Origin of the sequence: Staphylococcus sp. AtDRG32, from assembly GCF_004365845.1 — a bacterium.
GTDB lineage: Bacteria > Bacillota > Bacilli > Staphylococcales > Staphylococcaceae > Staphylococcus > Staphylococcus hominis.
This window is the reverse complement of record NZ_SODE01000001.1, coordinates 342671-357595: the sequence shown is the minus strand read 5'-3', so window position 1 is coordinate 357595 and position 14925 is coordinate 342671. Positions and strand designations below refer to the sequence as shown.

Sequence of the window (14925 nt, the reverse complement as noted above, 5' to 3'; positions counted from 1 at the left end):
GTATAAAAATAGGGTAGACATGCTACCCTTAATTGTTATTTATATATTTTATTAAAACTATCAGCATATTGCGCTGGGTTATCATAAATTTCATTCTTATACTTTTCAATATTTTTAATAGCATCTTCATTCCATTTGCTTGAAACTACACGTGTACTACCAATTTTTACACCAATATTAGCTGATTTAACTCCTGTATTTGCATTATTAATACCAATAAGAGTTTGTGCAATAGCTCGATTTATAGTCTTTTTAGTCATGTTTTCAGTTAAATTATTGTCAACTGATATTAAAATATTAGTGTTGGTATCAAACTGACCTAATTCTTCTACTTTTCCTAGATGTAATTCAGTTTCAACTGAATTTCTTAGTTTAATAGTTTGATCTTCGCTATTATCAACAATTGAATCATTATTATTTATCGAATTATTTTCATTATTAATTTTAGTATCTTCTTTTGTATTTGAAGCGGGTGTTTCAACTTTATTACTCTCTTTTGTTTCATGTTGTTGAGTTGAATTATTTGATTCTTCATCAGAATCAGAGTCTGGCAGTGTTAAGGCAAGAACAAAAAATATTGCGAATACTAAGGATATGACTATTTTTGTTGACTTTTTAAAGGGAGTATATCTCCACATTAAAAATACTCCTAATGGAAAGAAAAACATTAAAGATAAAAATATAAACCAGTATTTTTTATAAAAGGGTGTTTTTTCTAGCTGCATAATCTATCACTCCTGTACAATATAAAGCTAATTTTCATTCAACAATATTTTAAGAAATGCGAGATTGGAATATGTATAGTTTTAAAAATAAATAGGTTGAAGGATTTTATAGGTAGATAATTTAAAAAAGTTGCTTAATTTTTGGAGGGTATTGCAATTATAAATCTCTATAGCTTTTTGAATCTTCATGAGGGGAATTAAATAACTTATGTCTTGATTAAAATTTTTAAGAATATAATATGATTTCCTAAAATCAGTATTCGAAGACAATTTGGTATTTATATATAATTTTTTATCTACTATCATACACTCTAACTTTTCAGGCATCTCTTTATACTCGATATTAATGTCATCAATCAACTCCTTGTATTGATGCATAATTTCTACTCCTTTATAAAAAATTTTTGAAACTTAGTTTTTTTATTTTTTAGCCTTATCTCCTATTTAAAAGTAAAATTATGCATAATTTAATTTATAAAAAAAAGAGACACAATTATACTAATTAAAAAAATTTAGTAATAATTTAGCGTCTCTTTTTATTTATCGCTTTTATTATCTTTAATAAAGTTTATAAAATTTATTATTTGTTTCATTTCTTCATCGGTTACATCATCACTTATATGTGCGGCAATAATTTGTTTATTATGACTTAACTGTCTCTCTTCATCGGTAGAACGATTAGAGTCAACATCATATCCAAGTAGCCAAGCTTCACTAACATTTAAAACTTTAGCTAATACATATAACTTTTTTTGACCGGGAGAAGTTTTACCATTTACATATTGACTTAAATCAGTTTTGGTAATTTTTATACCATCAGTATCATTTAGTAATTTTGATTTATTTATAATATCAATTTGTTTCATTCCGTTATTTCTCATAGCTTCTTTTAAACGCGCACTAAACGAACTTTTCATTATATAAACCTCCTTAAGTCTATAGATTTATTATACAAGTCATTGAACTAAAGTTCAATGATTAAATTCAAAAATTTTGAATAAAAGCGTTGCGAGTTTTAAATTATTGTGATGGATTTAACTTAAGTTCAAAAATATCGAACAAAAACTAAAGAGGTTTTTAAAATGCAATTTGATTATTCAGTTTTGAATGAAAAATTATTTCTGAATATGGAAGTCAATATGCTTTTGCTAGAAGCATTGAATTATCTGAGAGAAGTCTTTCTCTGAAACTAAATAATAAAGTTTCATGGAAAGATAAAGAAATTTCAAAAGCGATTGACTTGTTAGGTTTGAAAGAAGATAGTATTTCAGTATATTTTTTAATCACAAAGTTCAATAATATCGAAATTCACTTGAATTATTCACTTCCTATTTAAAATATATATTATTTATAGGTAATACCCTCAAAATCAAAATTTAGGCATGCTTTATTGGAAAATAATTTAGAAGAAAGTTTTGAAAAACTTTTAATTGCAATATACATATATAAGTAACTTTTGAATTCTCAATGCATATTAAATACATTCTATTACAAAGGTTATAGAGCAGAAGTTTACTAGCTAAATATCAACCGTAAAGTTTATAGAGTTTGTAAAAGTCATACTTATAAAGCATTAGACAATTTCTTTTGTAGAAAAGAAGCGATAGGATTTATAAATAGTTTAACTATTAATTAGAGTAGTATATATCAAAGAAAAATTTAATATTTTACATATGATATTTAATATTAGCCTCATAAGTTGATTTGCTTATTAGCTTGTGGGACAATTTTTATGTTTTAAAAAGTTATGACAAAAAGCATAATATAGTCATAAGATAACCGAAAGGAAGTACATTAAATGAGAGAAGCAATCATCAATTTATTAAACAGTGATTTAAGTAGTAATTACATAGCCAAACAAACAGGTGTAGAGCAAAGTACTATTTATAGATTAAGAAGGGGTGAACGTAAACTAGATAATTTAGGTCTTAGTAAATGTGAAAAATTATATGAATACGGCAGCTTTTTCTTTTACGAAATCAACCCAGAGTGATTAAAAGATACTAAATACATTTTAGACTTAATTAAAAATAAAGATCTAAATAGTAAATTTTATGAAGAAGAAATTGAAAAGCCTACTCAATTTGAATATACACTCCAAGAAGTAAAAGATTACTTAGAAAACTTATAATTAAAAATAATGCCCCTCACATCTATTAAAAGGTAGTTTGTTATAATGTGAGGAACTTGAATTTGAATAAAATAAAATCTAGTTAAAAGTTTTTCAAATTTTTAGCTTTAAACAACTTATTTTGAATTTTAATATAAATAGCATCCGATTCAATTTTTTTTGAAATTTTAAGTTCAATTATATCATTGATTAGTTTTGTTTTAGATTCGAATTTATTAAAATAACTTATTTCTAAATTGAAAGTGAAGGTTTTTTCAAAAGTAGTAATTGCTAATGAAGCGTTATTAATTTTTTCTTTATATTCTAAATAATACGCATATATATATGAATAAATACTTTTAGGGAATGGAATTGTTAAAATATCGTCTATTTTTTCATAGTAATGATACTCTCTATCATTGATAGAATAAATAAGAGTAGTTTCATTGGTGGCAGGTTTTATACCGAAATATTCGGTATCTTCGTTATAATAATATTCAAATAGAAATTTATTAAATGATTTTAATTTATTATTTGTATCGACTACAGAGGTTTCTTTATTATATCTTTTTTGAATTTCGTCAATTAAAGAATTTATATTATTATTTTTCGAAGGAGTTATAGAGACATGAAGATCATAAAGTGGTTGATCTGATGTTACTATTAAACTATATTTTAATTTATTATGCCTATACCATTTTTTTAAAAATCTATTGAACCATTCCAAAACGTGTAATTCCGAAGGGTGATTATCACTATTAATTTTATACTCTTTTCTTGTCAATATAATATTTGGTGATTTTCGTTTTCTTTCATTTAAATTCTTTTTAATAGTAATACATAAAGTGATAAACGCTACAATAAATGAGAACATTGCAGCAATAGCTGACCATATAGCAGGCCAATTTGAAGCGGTAGTTTCGCCTAGAATAAACATTAAATATCTTCCTCCATAAAATGTAAATAATTTATAATGTTTACATCAATATACCCTGTTTTTATTACAATCAACCTTGACCAATTTTCTAAATATAAAATAAAGCTCTATCCCTTATGTACTAAGAGATAGAGCCTAGGTAGTTTCCCACTTTGTAAGTTTTAGTATATTGGGCAACAAAATATATTTAACTATAAAACGTACATTGATTTAATAAGGTTTTAGTATAAAGTATTTTTAATATATCAGTAAAACTTGTATGAATTATAAAAATATTATGTAAACATAAAAATATAGACCCAAAGTACATCATCTTAAGGTCTATATTAAATAAATTAATAATTAAATTAATTCCAAAAGTTTGTCTATATTTTCTTCAGTTGTTGCCCAACTTGTTGCAAATCTAACAACACGATGTGTATCATCGTATTTTTCCCAAATTGCAAATTTCACTTTACTCTGAAGATCTTTAATCTTATCATCACTTAATACGAAAAATTGTTGATTAGTAGGAGAATCAAAATACACTTTATAACCTTTATCGATAAATCCTTGTTTCATTTTATTCGCCATATTAATAGCATGTCGACTAATTTCAAAATACAAGTTATCAGTAAATAATTCCAAAAATTGAATACCAACTAAACGTCCCTTAGCAAGTAGGGCACCATGCTGTTTAATACGTGTAGTGAAATGTGTAGGTTCATTATTATTTGTGAATACAATCGCTTCACCACATAGTGCACCAATCTTTGTACCACCAATATAAAAAATGTCACAGTAATTAGCAATATCTTCAATTGTGACATCTGTTTCATTACTCATTAAACCATAACCTAATCGTGCACCATCCATAAATAATGGAATGTTATGTTCTTTACAGACGTCTGATAAATTCTTGAGTTCTTCTTTGCTATAAAGCGTTCCATATTCAGTAGGATGAGAAATATATACCATACCAGGAAATACCATATGTTCACGCTTGAAATCACTATAAAAAGTTTCAAGATAGGTATTTACTTCTTTAGGTGAAATCTTACCTTCATAAGATGGCACTGCTAATACTTTATGACCACTAAATTCTATAGCGCCCCCTTCATGTACTGCCACATGACCTGTATCTGCTGAAATAACTCCTTCATATGGCTTTAATACAGTATTAATAACAACTTGATTTGTTTGTGTACCACCAATTAAAAAGCGAACAGTGGCTTCAGGACATTGAATCGTTTTTCGAATTTGATCAGCGGCTTGTTTTGAAAATTGATCATCCCCATAACCCGAAGCTTGAATATAATTTGTATCAATAAAACGTTGTAAAATTTTTGGATGTGCACCTTCTAGGTAATCATTTTCAAAAGATATCATCGAATTCCTCCCTAACTTCCTTATGCTTATTCTAAACTGATTATTCTGAAAGTTCGAATAGAATGTGTTTAGTATACACCACCTTTTTACAAATGTGAATTTAAGTGAATAAAAATAAAAATGTAAGCGTTTTTAAAAGATATCCTATTATCCTTACAATTTAGTTGATAAATATATGTAAAAAGACTATGATTTAAACAAATATATGAAATGGAGTGTTACAAATGAGCAAAGTAAAATTTAAAAGAATTCAAGAACAAACAATTGAAGAATTGGAAAATGAAATTAATCAATATTTAGCAAGTGAAGAAGGTAGTCGCTATGAATTATTAAATGTTTCAATTGATAAAATTGAAGAACGCCAATTTCCTAATAATGAAGAAATATTAAGTGCCTTTTTAATATTAGCCGATAAATAAAAGTTGAATTTGAGAAGTAGGAGTTTAGAATTATGATAAGTCTTTTTGGCCCTAAAATTGGTACAATATTGAATATCATTTTAGTGCTTGGATTTTTAGTCAATTTAGTGTTGGCTTTTATTTTGATTTTTCTAGAGCGTAACAGACGTAGTGCATCTTCGACATGGGCTTGGATATTTGTATTATTTGTATTACCAGTGCTTGGATTTATTCTTTATCTATTTTTCGGTAGAACAGTTTCAAAAAGAAAAATGGAGAAAAATAATGGTAAAGAGTTAGATGTTTATAAAGATTTAATTGATGAACAAGCTCATAAAATTGATCATCACAACTATCATACAGAAAATAAGCAGCTACAAAATCATCAAGATATGGCAAGAATGCTATTAAAGAAACAAGATGCTTTTATTACTGAAGACAATAAAATTGATTTATTTATTGATGGTCATGAATTATATGACAAAGTAATCGAAGATATTTATAATGCGAAAGGTTACATACATTTAGAGTACTTTGGATTTGAAATCGATGGTCTAGGCAAACGAATTATCGATGCCCTAGAAACAAAGTTAAAAGAAGGTTTAGAAGTTAAATTACTCTACGATGATGTGGGTTCAAAAAAATTAAAACGTCACAAATTTAAACGTTTTGAATCATTAGGTGGAGAGGTAGAAGCATTTTTTGCATCTAAACTACCAATTATTAACTTTAGAATGAATAATCGTAACCATCGGAAGATTATTGTTATTGATGGTCAAATCGGGTATATTGGTGGATTTAACGTAGGTGACGATTATTTAGGTTTAGGTAAACTAGGATACTGGAGAGATACGCATTTAAGAGTACAAGGTGATGTTGTAAATGCACTTCAAATTAGATTTATTCTTGATTGGAACTCTCAAGCACATCGTCCACAATTTGAATATGATAATAAGTATTTTCCTAAAAAGAAAGTACACAATGGTCATTCAGCCATTCAAATTGGTTCAAGTGGACCTGCATATGAATTACATCAAATTGAGTTTGGATATACCAAAATGATTATGAGTGCGAAAAAATCTATTTATATTCAAACACCTTACTTTATACCAGATCGAGCTTACATTAATGCATTGAAAATGGCAGCCAATACTGGCGTTGATGTTAACATAATGATTCCATGTAAACCTGATCATCCCTTTGTCTACTGGTCTACATTTTCAAATGTTGCTGAATTACTTGAATATGGAGTAAAAGTGTATACGTATCAAAATGGATTTATACATTCTAAAATGTTAATGATTGATGATGAAGTCAGTAGTGTAGGTTCATCTAATATGGACTACAGAAGCTTTGTATTGAACTTTGAAGTTAATGCATTCGTATATGATGAACAATTAGCTAAGAAGTTAAAAGAGGCATATAAAGAAGATATTAAAAAGTCTAAACAACTTACAATTGAGAAATATAAAAAACGGCCATTATCAATTAAATTAAAAGAAGATATTGCCAAATTATTATCCCCAATCTTGTAAGAGTTAATAAAACCGACAAAGCATTGTGCTTTGTCGGTTTTATTAATGTGACAAATGTCACTTAAAAATAATGACATTTTTATCTGAAATTATAACTTGTTTGTTGATAAATTATTGATATTAACAAAAGGAAGTGATGAGTTATGATTCAAATTCGACATTTATCTAAAAGATATAATGGAAAGACAGTATTGAAAAACATATCACTAAATATAGAAAAGGGTATGAGTACTGCATTAATAGGAAAAAATGGAGCCGGAAAATCAACTTTAATTAATATTTTAATTAATCATTTGAAAGCAGATACGGGAGAAATTATAGATATAGATCATGTATTAAATTTAAATCATATTGGTGTATTATTTCAAAAAACATCTTTTCCTAGGTTAATAAAAGTAAAAGAATTATATAAATTATTTTGTCAACTATACAAGGATGCAATTTCAATAGATGAGTTTAAAAAAATTACAAAATTGAATGATAGCCAGTTGAATCTGTATGCAAATCACTTATCTGGTGGACAACAACGTATATTAGATTTTGGATTGTGTTTAATAGGAAAACCAAAGCTTCTCATTTTAGATGAACCTACTGCAGCTATGGATGTTGAAATGCGAGAACATTTCTGGACAATGATAGGGAAATTAAAAAAAGAAAATGTATCTATTTTTTATACTTCTCATTATATTGAAGAAGTAGAACGAATGGCAGATAAAGTTATATTTCTTGATCAAGGTATTATTAAGTTAAATGATTCACCTAGAAATATATTAACCAACCAACAATATTCAATAATTAAAGTGCCAAATACAGTAGACAATGATTTACAGAATTTAACAAATTATTTTGATGTAAAAATTGAAGATACTACTTTAAAAATTAAAACATCTGATGTTAAGAAAGTAATATATTATTTGGAAAAATTAAATATAAATTTAAATGACATTACTATTGAAAAGCAAACATTGTTAGAAACAATTTTATTTGCTGATGTAAAAGAGGGAGAGACTAAAAATGAATAATATCGCTTTATTAAAAACAGAATTTAAAATTATTTTTCGAAAGAAACTAACTACATTCTTATCAATCATATTACCGGTAGGCTTTTATTTATTATTTACTTCTTTACTAGACTTACCTGAAGAGGCGAAACAGCAGTTCTATAAAGAATATATGTATAGTATGACAGTGTTTAGCTTGATGAGTTTTTGTTTAATGCAATTTCCTATAGAGATTATTGAAGAAAGAAACACAGGTTGGTTTAAACGATTAATGGTAACGCCTCTATCTAGTAAAACCTATTTTACTACTAAAATAATAAAAACAATAATGCTATTTTTATTGGCTATTATTTTAATTTTTACTGTTGCTCATCTATATAAACACGTAAACATGAGTATACAACAATGGTTGCTTTCAGGTGTTTCATTATGGGTAGGTGCAAGTTTATTTTTAACATTAGGACTAATCGTTGCTCAATTTAATGAAACACAAAAAGCAAGTAGTATAGCCAATATAGTTAATATGGTATTAGCGATATTAGGAGGATTGTGGTTTCCAATTCAAACATTTCCAAGTTGGTTACAAAGAATTTCAAAAATTACTCCAACATATCATTTGAAAAATTTTGCATTAGAGTTAGCTAAAAATCAAGGTTTAAATATTACTTCATTATTTATTTTAATTGTATATAGTATACTATTTTTAATTATTACAGTGTGGATCAATCAAAGAAAAGAAGTGAGTTAGATGAAAAAAAGAAAATGGAGCGTTAGATTAGGAGAGCTATCTACGCTTATATATTTGTTATTTCCAATTATAAGTATCTTCAATGAAAAACGAGGTTCTCAAACTGTATATTTAATTGTTTTAGCTATATTTATTGTGTCATATCTTATGTTAGTAATATATTATTATCGATTTAACAATAACGTAATATATAGCCTATTAGTGGTTCATTATGCAGGAATTATATATTTTGTTTATACTATTAATCCAATGAATAGCTTATTCTTTTTCTTTAGCGCATTTGCATTACCTTTTATGTTTGAAGTAACAATTAAGTCAAGAGAATTTATCACATTTATAATTGCAATATTTTTATGTCTTATAATTACAAGTATTTATCAAATACAATATATAACTGTATTAGTTATCTTTTATTTAGTTATTTTAATTATTACTTTAGGAAATTTTAAAACTAAAAAAGATGAAGCATTAAAAAAAGAAATAGAAGAGAAAAATAAGTATATTAATACATTAATTGCAGAACAAGAACGTCAACGTATAGGGCAAGATTTACATGATACACTAGGTCATGTATTTGTAAGTCTTAGTTTAAAATCAGAATTGGCATATAAGTTGATTGATAAAGATCAAGAAAAGGCTAAAAATGAAATATTAGCGATTAATCAGATATCTAAAGCTACCTTAATTAAGGTAAGAAATATTATTGAAAATTTAAAATCTCAAAGTTTTGAAGAGGAAGTTCAATCCATAAAAACTGTCTTAAAAGATGCAAACATTCAATTTGAATTAAAAAATATAAGAAAGGTAAATGTTTTAAATCCAACAAAGCAATCTATACTATCAATGATTTTGAGAGAAGCAATCAATAATGTCATTAAACATGCAAATGCTAGTAAAATCTGTTGTGAGGTTAGACAAGAAAAAAATGAACTCTACTTAATTATTCAAGATAATGGAAAAGGTTTAAACGATACAGAAGACATTAAGTTAGAAAGTATAGAAAATAGAGTTCAATTTCTTAATGGAAAGCTAGAAATTAAAGATAAAAGTGGTATGCATATACGTATTATAATACCAAGAGAGGATATTAAATGATTAGCATTATAATAGCAGAAGATCAATATATGTTGCGAAAAGCGATGGTTCAACTGATTGAATTCAATGACCAAATGAACGTGATTGAGGACTGTGGTAATGGGGTTGACGCATTTGAGTTTATTGAAAAGTATCATCCAGATATTGCTATATTAGATATTGAAATGCCTGGACTGACAGGATTAGAAGTATTAGTTAAAATAAAAGAATTTAAATTAGATACTAAAGTCATTATTGTAACAACATTTAAAAGACCAGGTTATTTTGAAAAAGCTGTGGCTAATGATGTAGATGCATACGTATTGAAGGAACGTTCAGTAGAAGATTTAATACAAACTATCCAAAACGTCATGAAAGGTGAAAAAGAGTATAGTACTTCATTAATGACTACTTTATTTAAAGAATCTAATCCCTTAACACATAAAGAACAAGTTGTATTACGTGAAATTGGAAATAATCTAAGTAGTAAAGAAATTGCAGAAAAACTTTATCTCTCAGATGGAACAGTAAGAAATTATACGTCTAATATAATTGATAAATTAAATGCAGATAATCGGTTTAATGCTTGGAAGCAGGCGAAAGAAAAAGGATGGATATAAAAGTAAGTAAAAAATTTTAAATAATATATAAAAAAGACTGAATTGAATGATATTTAATGTTTTCAATTCAGTCTTTTATTGAGAGTGACGTTGTATGATACTCCCTTATTTATCTTTTCGTTTACGTATAATACTTTGAATAATATAAACAATAAATCCAACTAAAATGCCTAACAATACTGCTATAACAACCGAAACAATAATAGGCAGTTTATAAACGATTTGTAAAATAACGCCAACGATAATAGCAATTACGACAGCAATCATCGTGACTAAATTTTCATTACGTTCGCTCATGTATTTCACTCCTAACATGTATAATTATATCATGTTGAATATCAATTAATCATTTTTTGAAAATAAATTCAATATAGGTAGACTTTTTAGGTCGAAAGTATTGATTGATTATTAAATACATATTATATATTATATTTGAGTATTAAAAATATAATATAGGAGGCACCTATGAATTCAAAGAAAAATTTAACAATAATTGTTTTTGCTGTCATTGTTATTGGCGTATTAGCATTTCAATTTTTAAATCATACAGGGCCATTTAAAGACGATAGTCAACATTCTTCATCTAATTCAACACAGACAGAATTTAAAGGAAAAGAAAAAGTCCACGTTAATCGGGTTGTAGATGGAGACACATTTGTGGCTAAGAAATCAAATGGTGAGCAAATTAAGGTACGTTTAATTGGTGTTGATACACCAGAAACGGTTAAACCTAACACACCAGTTCAACCTTATGGAAAAGAAGCTTCTAATTACAGCAAACAACATTTAAATAATAAAGATGTGTATTTAGAATATGATAAGGAAAAAGAAGACCGTTATGGTCGTACATTAGCCTATGTATGGTTAGATGAAAAAACAATGTATAACGAAGAATTAGTTAAAAAAGGATTAGCTCGTGAAAAATACTTTTCACCTAACGGTAAATATAGAAGTACATTTGAAAAAGATGAACAGCAAGCTAAAAAAGATAAAGTGAATCTTTGGAGTTAAAAAATGAGTATGGGAGAACATTCGTCAAGAATGTTCTCCCATACTCATTGTTTAGTTATGAAAGTTTTCAACAATAGTATTAACTTGAGTTTCAGATAGAGGGTGTTTAGATAATTCAATAGCATTATTAATCACAGATTCTAAAGAAGATTTCGTGGATACTGTATCAATATATTTCTCTCTTTCGTCAGCACCTTCAATTATATTAACACTACCATCACTAAAATAAATGACCCCAATACTTTGAACTTTATGATTAAAATATTTTTCAATGCCATCTTTTAAGATTTTTGCATTAATAGCAGCTTGTTCATAAGGATCATGTTGATAAAATTCATAGATGACTCGATTGTTTTGAATTTTTTCAACAAAAGTATATATTTCATTACGATTTGAATCAAATTGACTATGATATTGCTTACTAATATAATGACCTACAATTTGTTCTACACTTTGATTATTACCCTCTAAGTGATCAGAAGTAGGTAAATCAAAATGATAAAATGTTTTTTGTTTCCAACTTTTAACGTCAATATTAATAAGACCTACGTCAGATACAACTATATAGTCAAAGGTTCTTGCATACTCAAACAGTGGATGTTTAGTAGCTAAATTACTAGTCGTAATGATATTATAATATTTTAATTTTCCTGAAGCTTTAAAACGGTCTAAGATATCTTGTAATTCACGTTTAGCATTACGTTTTGAATGAGGACTAATCTCGTTATTAGAACTTAATATTTTATTTTTAAGTTCTAAATTTTCTTTACTGAGTAAAGAATTTTTAGAGACCATTTGATTTTTAGCGTAAACTTCAGTATCTATTCTATCTTGCATGTATCTTTGATTAAGTATAAATGCAAGTATAAGAATAACAATAATAATAATCAGAATAATCGTATGTGTCATATGTTCACCTCCTGTTTAATATTTGTAAATTAGAAGATTAATGATTAAATTAATTTTCTATAGAAATCAATAATTAATTATAAACAAAATATATTTAATGTTCAATAAACAAAAAATGATAATTTAAGTTGAAAAAGAACATAATAACAGGATATAATTTATTCATTATTATAAATATAAAATTGTGTAAAATTATATCTTATAACCTAAAGAAGAGTTAAAAGAATTACAAATTTTTCACAAATTGAAATTGAAAATATAAAATTGTGTCTGTATAATTAACTTATGAAAGCGTTTCCTTTAAGGAGGACAGTTGTATGTCTCATCACCAAAATCATGTAGAAGAACTAGTTGGAATATTAAAAAATCAATGCCGTACAGCGTTCAAATTTCACGGTGAAGTTGCTATTCAACTATTTTTAAATGAACTTTTTGAATTACCTTCGAAAGTCGATATTTGTGTAGAAAGAAAACGAATAGTAGAGGTTTTAAAAGTTATTCCTTCAAGTTATACATTTAAATATTATGATATGTCCAATCATAACATGGATAAAGATAATTTAGATATTCCATCTATTTCTCAAATAAACGTTGTTAATAATGATAAAGTTATTTTAAGTATTTTTATTTATGATGTTATAAATGAGGAATGGATATTTAGACTAAACACTAATATCCGACTACCTAAAAATAGTATTTATTTTCATTCATTAACTTGGGATGTCGATTATATTAAACCTGAAATCGTATTAATGTATGATTTATTAGATTATCAACAAAATAATTTAGAAGCCAATTATAAGTCAGTTTTAGATGCTCTAAGCTATTATCAATTTGTGATTTTAAAAATGGTAGTGGGAGAGCATAAAATTGAAAAAGCACTTACACTAAAAGTTTAATATAAAAAATCTGAGACAAATAGATGTCTCAGATTTTTTTATGTAATTGTTATTTAGGACATAAATTTTTTAAGCATACACCATGATAGCAATACTCATAAGTTGATAACACAGCTTTATCTGCATTTTCTCTTGAAATACCAAACATCATAGAAATTTCAGAAGCACCCTGATTAATCATTTTTAGGTTGATATTGGATTCTGCTAGAGCATGTGTGATTGTGTTAGCAGTCCCGACAGATTGAGTCATTCCTTCACCGACAATCATTAATATGGCAAGGTCATGGTCAATGCTTAATTCATCAATATCACATTTTTTTCTAATCGCACTCAATACTTCATTCTCTTTGTCTTTAATTTGATTAGAACGCATAATAATACTAATATTATCAATACCTGATGGCATATGATCGAAAGAGATATGATAGTCTTCTAATATTTCTAAAATTCTTCTTGTAAAACCAATTTGTCTATTCATTAAGTATTTTTTAATATTTATAACTGTGAAATCTTTATCGCAACTAATGCCAATAATTTGATTTTTATCTGTGACTTCACGATCATGGCGAATAAAGGTTCCTTTGTCCTCTGGATGATTTGTGTTTTTAATGACTACGGGTATTCTATGTTTATATAAAGGCTGTAATGCTTCATCGTGAAAAACACTAAAGCCGGCATATGATAACTCACGCATTTCTCTATATGTAATTTCTTCAATAAGTTCAGGATGTTCAATTACATTTGGATTTGCCTTAAAAATACCAGATACATCTGTAAAATTCTCATATAATGATGCTTTAATACCACGTGCTATGATTGCACCTGTGATATCTGAACCGCCTCTCGGAAATGTAACAACATAGTTATGTTTAGAAACACCAAAGAAACCTGGGATAATAATTTTTCCTTCAATTTCTCTTAATTTATAAATTTTATCATAAGCGTCTTCTAAAATTTGTGCTTGTTGTGGTAAGTCAGTTACTAAGATACCAGCATCTTTTGGTGAGAGATATGTTGTTTTAATGCCTTGAGAATCGTTGTATTTAGCGATAAGTTGAGCATTAAAATTCTCACCACATGATAACAATGCATCGTATAAACGATCATGCTTATCGTTTAATTGTTTAATGATTGTTTCAAGTGTTTCATCTATTGTTTCTAAGAGTGTAGACTCCATATTTAATTCTTCTAAAATATCTGCATAACGTTGAATAATCTCTCTTTTTTTATCTTGATAATCCAATTGATTGATTACTTTTTCATATAGACGAATAAGTAAGTCAGTTGTTTTAACATCATTCTTATGTCTTTTACCAGGTGCAGATACAATAATAATTTTTCTGTCTGGGTCATCATTGACGATATTTAGGACTTTTTTAATTTGTGTTGCATTTGAAACAGAACTTCCACCAAACTTAGCAACTTTCATAAAATTTACCAACCTTTCTAAAAAATCAGAAAATTCTATTTAATTTCCTGATACTACATGATAATATATATCTACATATTCACTTTTTCTTTTAAAAGTCCTATTCAACTAATTTGATTTAATAGTATAATAAATTTAAGTGTTTTTCAATAAAACAATTG

16 protein-coding genes and 1 pseudogene are annotated in these 14925 nt (G+C 26.9%); 10 read left to right on the top strand and 7 right to left on the bottom strand.

All coding sequences use genetic code 11. The features are described 5' to 3' along the window. Positions 1 to 35: 35 nt before the first annotated feature. Together BDW25_RS01755 and BDW25_RS01745 are read right to left on the bottom strand one after the other, a co-directional pair. On the bottom strand, positions 36 to 638 hold the full coding sequence (locus BDW25_RS01755) for a hypothetical protein (RefSeq protein ID WP_133944712.1): 603 nt from the start codon (positions 636 to 638) through the stop codon (positions 36 to 38). Positions 639 to 1261: 623 nt separating this feature from the next. Further along, positions 1262 to 1642: a helix-turn-helix domain-containing protein gene (locus BDW25_RS01745; protein WP_077700446.1), complete on the bottom strand. Its 381-nt coding sequence runs from the start codon at positions 1640 to 1642 to the stop codon at positions 1262 to 1264. Positions 1643 to 1807: 165 nt separating this feature from the next. On the opposite strand from BDW25_RS01745, the pseudogene BDW25_RS01740 reads away from it, so the two are divergent. Both BDW25_RS01740 and BDW25_RS01735 read left to right on the top strand, forming a co-directional pair. Continuing rightward, positions 1808 to 2061, top strand: a pseudogene (locus BDW25_RS01740) (DUF739 family protein). Positions 2062 to 2523: 462 nt separating this feature from the next. Beyond that, entirely contained in the window at positions 2524 to 2718 is a 195-nt protein-coding gene (locus BDW25_RS01735; RefSeq protein ID WP_077700447.1) for a DNA-binding protein, read from the top strand. Positions 2719 to 2938: 220 nt separating this feature from the next. On the opposite strand, the gene BDW25_RS01730 is transcribed toward BDW25_RS01735, so the two are convergent. Then, positions 2939 to 3772 carry a hypothetical protein gene (locus BDW25_RS01730; protein ID WP_133944710.1) on the bottom strand — a complete coding sequence of 278 codons (834 nt, stop codon included), beginning with the start codon at positions 3770 to 3772 and terminating at the stop codon, positions 2939 to 2941. A gap of 342 nt (positions 3773 to 4114) precedes the next feature. Next, positions 4115 to 5140, bottom strand: a complete 1026-nt coding sequence (locus BDW25_RS01725; protein ID WP_002448844.1) for a threonine aldolase family protein — start codon at positions 5138 to 5140, stop codon at positions 4115 to 4117. Between the two features lie 224 nt (positions 5141 to 5364). Between BDW25_RS01725 and BDW25_RS01720 the strand changes: the two genes are divergently transcribed. The 6 genes from BDW25_RS01720 (at position 5365) to BDW25_RS01695 (ending at position 10516) form a co-directional block, all read left to right on the top strand. After that, a complete protein-coding gene (locus BDW25_RS01720; protein WP_002448761.1) occupies positions 5365 to 5559 on the top strand; it encodes a hypothetical protein in 195 nt (64 codons plus the stop codon). Between the two features lie 32 nt (positions 5560 to 5591). Further along, the gene (cls, locus tag BDW25_RS01715; RefSeq protein WP_049437554.1) at positions 5592 to 7073 is read left to right on the top strand and encodes a cardiolipin synthase; all 1482 of its coding nucleotides are present in this window, start codon (positions 5592 to 5594) and stop codon (positions 7071 to 7073) included. Between the two features lie 143 nt (positions 7074 to 7216). Next, entirely contained in the window at positions 7217 to 8095 is an 879-nt protein-coding gene (locus BDW25_RS01710; protein ID WP_049431910.1) for an ABC transporter ATP-binding protein, read from the top strand. Next, positions 8088 to 8822: an ABC transporter permease gene (locus tag BDW25_RS01705; RefSeq protein WP_002488660.1), complete on the top strand. Its 735-nt coding sequence runs from the start codon at positions 8088 to 8090 to the stop codon at positions 8820 to 8822. The genes BDW25_RS01710 and BDW25_RS01705 overlap by 8 nt, the downstream gene beginning before the upstream one ends. Continuing rightward, positions 8823 to 9917, top strand: coding sequence for a sensor histidine kinase (locus BDW25_RS01700; protein WP_107632491.1), 1095 nt, complete (start codon positions 8823 to 8825; stop codon positions 9915 to 9917). Further along, a complete protein-coding gene (locus BDW25_RS01695; RefSeq protein ID WP_049418149.1) occupies positions 9914 to 10516 on the top strand; it encodes a response regulator transcription factor in 603 nt (200 codons plus the stop codon). The genes BDW25_RS01700 and BDW25_RS01695 overlap by 4 nt, the downstream gene beginning before the upstream one ends. Positions 10517 to 10621: 105 nt before the next feature. Here the strand turns inward: BDW25_RS01695 and BDW25_RS01690 are convergent, their stop codons facing one another. After that, positions 10622 to 10813 carry a hypothetical protein gene (locus tag BDW25_RS01690; RefSeq protein WP_002448766.1) on the bottom strand — a complete coding sequence of 64 codons (192 nt, stop codon included), beginning with the start codon at positions 10811 to 10813 and terminating at the stop codon, positions 10622 to 10624. 168 nt (positions 10814 to 10981) lie between these two features. On the opposite strand from BDW25_RS01690, the gene nucI reads away from it, so the two are divergent. Then, entirely contained in the window at positions 10982 to 11527 is a 546-nt protein-coding gene (nucI, locus tag BDW25_RS01685) for a thermonuclease NucI (RefSeq protein ID WP_049418145.1), read from the top strand. Between the two features lie 51 nt (positions 11528 to 11578). Here nucI and BDW25_RS01680 read toward each other — a convergent pair whose 3' ends face one another. After that, positions 11579 to 12436, bottom strand: coding sequence for a hypothetical protein (locus BDW25_RS01680; RefSeq protein ID WP_133944708.1), 858 nt, complete (start codon positions 12434 to 12436; stop codon positions 11579 to 11581). A gap of 317 nt (positions 12437 to 12753) precedes the next feature. Between BDW25_RS01680 and BDW25_RS01675 the strand changes: the two genes are divergently transcribed. Then, entirely contained in the window at positions 12754 to 13335 is a 582-nt protein-coding gene (locus BDW25_RS01675; protein ID WP_049418142.1) for a hypothetical protein, read from the top strand. A 49-nt stretch (positions 13336 to 13384) separates the two neighbouring features. On the opposite strand, the gene BDW25_RS01670 is transcribed toward BDW25_RS01675, so the two are convergent. Further along, the gene (locus tag BDW25_RS01670; protein WP_071859417.1) at positions 13385 to 14764 is read right to left on the bottom strand and encodes an aspartate kinase; all 1380 of its coding nucleotides are present in this window, start codon (positions 14762 to 14764) and stop codon (positions 13385 to 13387) included. Positions 14765 to 14925: the final 161 nt, after the last annotated feature.

Excerpts from the sequence above, each read along its gene's own strand:
- BDW25_RS01755 (WP_133944712.1), bottom strand. The coding sequence starts at position 638 with ATGTGGAGATATACTCCCTTTAAAAAGTCAACAAAAATAGTCATATCC.
- BDW25_RS01745 (WP_077700446.1), bottom strand. The coding sequence starts at position 1,642 with ATGAAAAGTTCGTTTAGTGCGCGTTTAAAAGAAGCTATGAGAAATAAC.
- BDW25_RS01735 (WP_077700447.1), top strand. The coding sequence starts at position 2,524 with ATGAGAGAAGCAATCATCAATTTATTAAACAGTGATTTAAGTAGTAAT.
- BDW25_RS01730 (WP_133944710.1), bottom strand. The coding sequence starts at position 3,772 with ATGTTTATTCTAGGCGAAACTACCGCTTCAAATTGGCCTGCTATATGG.
- BDW25_RS01725 (WP_002448844.1), bottom strand. The coding sequence starts at position 5,140 with ATGATATCTTTTGAAAATGATTACCTAGAAGGTGCACATCCAAAAATT.
- BDW25_RS01720 (WP_002448761.1), top strand. The coding sequence starts at position 5,365 with ATGAGCAAAGTAAAATTTAAAAGAATTCAAGAACAAACAATTGAAGAA.
- cls (WP_049437554.1), top strand. The coding sequence starts at position 5,592 with ATGATAAGTCTTTTTGGCCCTAAAATTGGTACAATATTGAATATCATT.
- BDW25_RS01710 (WP_049431910.1), top strand. The coding sequence starts at position 7,217 with ATGATTCAAATTCGACATTTATCTAAAAGATATAATGGAAAGACAGTA.
- BDW25_RS01705 (WP_002488660.1), top strand. The coding sequence starts at position 8,088 with ATGAATAATATCGCTTTATTAAAAACAGAATTTAAAATTATTTTTCGA.
- BDW25_RS01700 (WP_107632491.1), top strand. The coding sequence starts at position 8,823 with ATGAAAAAAAGAAAATGGAGCGTTAGATTAGGAGAGCTATCTACGCTT.
- BDW25_RS01695 (WP_049418149.1), top strand. The coding sequence starts at position 9,914 with ATGATTAGCATTATAATAGCAGAAGATCAATATATGTTGCGAAAAGCG.
- BDW25_RS01690 (WP_002448766.1), bottom strand. The coding sequence starts at position 10,813 with ATGAGCGAACGTAATGAAAATTTAGTCACGATGATTGCTGTCGTAATT.
- nucI (WP_049418145.1), top strand. The coding sequence starts at position 10,982 with ATGAATTCAAAGAAAAATTTAACAATAATTGTTTTTGCTGTCATTGTT.
- BDW25_RS01680 (WP_133944708.1), bottom strand. The coding sequence starts at position 12,436 with ATGACACATACGATTATTCTGATTATTATTATTGTTATTCTTATACTT.
- BDW25_RS01675 (WP_049418142.1), top strand. The coding sequence starts at position 12,754 with ATGTCTCATCACCAAAATCATGTAGAAGAACTAGTTGGAATATTAAAA.
- BDW25_RS01670 (WP_071859417.1), bottom strand. The coding sequence starts at position 14,764 with ATGAAAGTTGCTAAGTTTGGTGGAAGTTCTGTTTCAAATGCAACACAA.